Source organism: Anaerorhabdus sp. (assembly GCF_036657415.1).
Taxonomy (GTDB): Bacteria; Bacillota_I; Bacilli_A; order Erysipelotrichales; family Erysipelotrichaceae; genus Anaerorhabdus.
In genome coordinates this window covers 1-3,614 of record NZ_JAVXGL010000129.1, presented here as the reverse complement: position 1 = coordinate 3,614, position 3,614 = coordinate 1, and the positions used below count along the sequence as shown (strand labels likewise).

General features: G+C 32.6%; 4 protein-coding genes. 1 reads left to right on the top strand and 3 read right to left on the bottom strand.

All coding sequences use genetic code 11. The annotated features are described in order from the left end of the window. On the bottom strand, positions 1-146 hold a 146-nt coding region (locus RSB60_RS11485; RefSeq protein ID WP_442879672.1), incomplete at its 3' end, for a DMT family transporter. 106 nt (positions 147-252) lie between these two features. Between RSB60_RS11485 and RSB60_RS11210 the strand changes: the two genes are divergently transcribed. Next, the gene (locus RSB60_RS11210; protein WP_332616409.1) at positions 253-933 is read left to right on the top strand and encodes a cyclic nucleotide-binding domain-containing protein; all 681 of its coding nucleotides are present in this window, start codon (positions 253-255) and stop codon (positions 931-933) included. Between the two features lie 53 nt (positions 934-986). Here the strand turns inward: RSB60_RS11210 and RSB60_RS11205 are convergent, their stop codons facing one another. Together RSB60_RS11205 and ileS are read right to left on the bottom strand one after the other, a co-directional pair. Next, the gene (locus RSB60_RS11205) at positions 987-1,202 is read right to left on the bottom strand and encodes a DUF1653 domain-containing protein (RefSeq protein WP_332475541.1); all 216 of its coding nucleotides are present in this window, start codon (positions 1,200-1,202) and stop codon (positions 987-989) included. Next, the coding region (ileS, locus tag RSB60_RS11200; protein ID WP_332616407.1) for an isoleucine--tRNA ligase at positions 1,195-3,614 on the bottom strand (2,420 nt) is incomplete at its 5' end. The genes RSB60_RS11205 and ileS, both read right to left, overlap by 8 nt.

Below are 3,614 nucleotides of genomic sequence, written 5' to 3'. Positions count from 1 at the left end.
CTACAAAGTATAAATGAAAAGATGACTGCTACCACATGCAATATTATTGCCGCAAGATAAATATTATAGGCTTGCGCAAGCATACCATTCATAGTAATCATTAATGCCAATAAAAATCCTGATAGTAATGCTAAAAATGAATACATACAATCACCTCTATTTAGATTATAGGTGAATAACTTATTTTAACAGTAGGACTTTTGTCCTACTATTTTACTTAAAGTATTGTTATGATAGTTAAAGAGGAATACAATGATGATCAAAACAATACTAAAGAAAAAACATATTGATAAACTTTATGAATATGGACTCGATGCTAATCACTTGAAACAATGTACTATTTTTAGATTTACATCTGGTGAAACTATTTATCAAGAAGACTTCCCTGTTACGTGGTTAGGTATCGTCATTGATGGTAAAGCAAAAGTTTGTTGCTCATCTGCCAATGGTAAAAACTTAGTACTTTGTTATTTTGTTTCTACTGGAACAATTGGTGGCATTGAGTTAATGGCAAACCAAAACTATGCTACAGCTTCACTTATCGCAACTACCGATTTTGAATGCATTGCTATTCCATTTGAAGGCAATGAAAAAATACTTAGAGCTAATAATAAATTTTTAAATCGTCTTTGTTATGAACTGTCCACTAATCTTGTGAATAGTTCTAGTAATTTTGTTACCTCTGCACTTCATACTGGTGAACAAAGATTATGTTCCTATATTATTGAATCTTCACATAATAATGTTTTCAATGATGTACTGACCGATGTCGCATGTTCAATTGGATTAAGTTATCGTCATCTCAATCGCTTGCTTACTCAGTTATGTCATGAAAATATTCTAGCAAAAGAAAACTATGGTTATCGAATTAAAAATATGAAATTACTAATTAAAAAAGCTGAAGATGCTCGTTGTAAGTTGATTTCATCATAATCTACTGAAGTGATTATAATGTAATCACTTTTTTTATAAAAAAGAAGTAGATTTTACTCTACTTCTTCAATAAATTTAAACCGTGGTCCATGATACTCATCACGATCAATCATTTCATTCCACATAGCTAAGGGACGAACCCATATTTCATGCTCACCATAACACTGACGATACACTACCATCTCTTCTAACGTTTCTGAGTGTTTGGCAATGCCAATTACTTCATAGCGCTTTCCCTTAAAATGTTCATAAAATCCAAGTTTAATCATTTAATACTTTTTGACAGCGTGGACATAATCCGTCTTCGGCATGTTCTTCATTTATATTCCAACAACGTGGACAAACCATTCCTTTTGCTGGAGTAACGGTAATACTACGTTCAGTACCTTCAACAAATGAAACTTTACTTACGATTAACCATTGTGCTACTTTACCACAAAGAGTATCTTCAAGTAATTTTTTATCTTCATTACTACAAACAATAGTAAGTTCAGCTTCTAATGGTTTACCAATAACTTTATCAGCACGTGCAAGTTCTAATGCTTTAAGTGCTTCATCACGAATTTCATGTAGCTTTGCAAAAGTTGTTTTTAATTCAACTGCATTCGCAAACTCTTTTGCCACTGGTAAATGTGTATAGTGAACTGATTTAGCTTCATCATTTGTAAACTTGCCCCAAACTTCATCCATTGTATACACTAGTGATGGTGCCCAACATTTCGCAAGAATATCAATCGCATCCCAAATTACAGTTTGAACTTGACGACGACGTTTATCATTCATTTTCTCAATATAAAGAATATCTTTTGTGAAATCTAAATAATAGCTACTCAATTCATTGGTCATTACATTCATTACAGCACTTGATGCTGCAAGGAAATCATATTTCATATATGCATCCGTTACTGTTTTTAATGTTTCATTTAACATAACTTCAATGTATTGATCAACTGGTGTTAATTCTTCATAAGCAACACGATCTGTCTTAGGATTAAAATCTTCAGCGTTTACATTACCCAACATGAACTTAAATGTATTACGAATCTTACGATATTGTTCAGATACTTGTTTAAGATTATCATCACCAATACGCATATCTTGTTTGAAATCAACAGTAGCTGCCCACAAACGGAAAATATCAGCACCGTATTTATTAATTACATCCATTGGGTTTACAACATTACCAATAGATTTACTCATTTTTTCACCCTTAGAATCACAAACATATCCATGAGATAAAACATTCTTGTAAGGTGCATGTCCATGAATTGCTGTTCCAATAATTAATGAACTGTTAAACCAACCACGATATTGATCAGACCCTTCAAAGTATAAATCAGCTGGATAAGGTAATCCTCGTGCCTCTAATTCATTATGTGAACTTCCTGAATCAAACCATACATCCATAATATCTTTTTCTTTACGGAAATTACCATTAGGTGATTTTTCATTTGTATAACCTGCTGGTAATAAATCTTTTACATCGCTTTCAAACCAAACATTGCTTCCACGTTCATGAATTAGTTTTGCAATGTGATCAAATACTTCTTTTTCCATAATTGGAGAATTATCTTCATTGTAAATAATTGGAATTGGAAGACCCCATAAACGTTGACGAGAAATACACCAATCGCCACGATCACGAATCATATTAAATAAACGTACTTCTCCCCATTCATTTTCCCAATGAACATTCTTGATTTCACTTAATAATTGTTCACGAATTTTATCAATTGACGCAAACCATTGAACTGTTGCACGGAAAATAATTGGTTTCTTTAAACGTTCATCGTGAGGATAACTATGTGTAATGAATTCTAAATGTAATAAATTACCAAGTTCATCTAATTTTTGTCCTACTACTTTGTTTGCATCATCCACAAAAAGACCTTCTAAGAAATCTCCTGCTTCTTTTGTCATACATCCTTTTTCATCTACTGGACAGTATGCTTTCAAACCATACTTCATTCCAACATAGAAGTCATCAGCCCCATGCCCTGGTGCAGTATGTACACATCCTGTTCCATCTTCATCCGTTACGTGATTACCCAAAATAACAAGTGATGGTCTTTCAGGATAGAATGGGTGCTTAACAGTGATATATTCTAAATCTTTACCTTTAAATGTTTTTAAAATTCCTTGATTTGTTAAACCGAATTTTTGAAGTAGTTCATCTACTTTCTTTTCAAGGAAAATTAATTTTCCTTTTTCAGTTTGTACAACTGCATAATCAAATGCTTCATTCAAACAAATAGCTAAATTTGCTGGAATTGTCCAAGGAGTTGTTGTCCAAATTACGAAACGTTCATCGCCTTCTAAAACACCTTTACCATCTAATACATCAAACGCAACGAAAATAGTTGGGTCTTTTTTATCAATATATACAATTTCTGAATCCGCAATCGCAGTTTCACTAATTGGTGACCAATAGATTGGTTTTAATCCTTGATAGATTAAACCATCCAATGCCATCTTTGCGAATGCTTCAATTTGACGACCTTCAAATTCTTTCTTTAACGTAATATATGGATGTTCAAAATCTGCTACAGTACCTAAACGTTTCATTGTTGTTTTTTGTGTTTCAATTTGTCCATATGCATATTCTTCACATTTTTTACGGAATTCAGCTGCAGGCATTTCTTTACGATTTACCCCCAATTTTTGAATTGCGTTTTCAATTG

Bases quoted from the DNA above. Each gene is read 5' to 3' on its own strand.
- RSB60_RS11210 (WP_332616409.1), top strand. From the start codon at position 253: ATGATGATCAAAACAATACTAAAGAAAAAACATATTGATAAACTTTAT.
- RSB60_RS11205 (WP_332475541.1), bottom strand. From the start codon at position 1,202: ATGATTAAACTTGGATTTTATGAACATTTTAAGGGAAAGCGCTATGAA.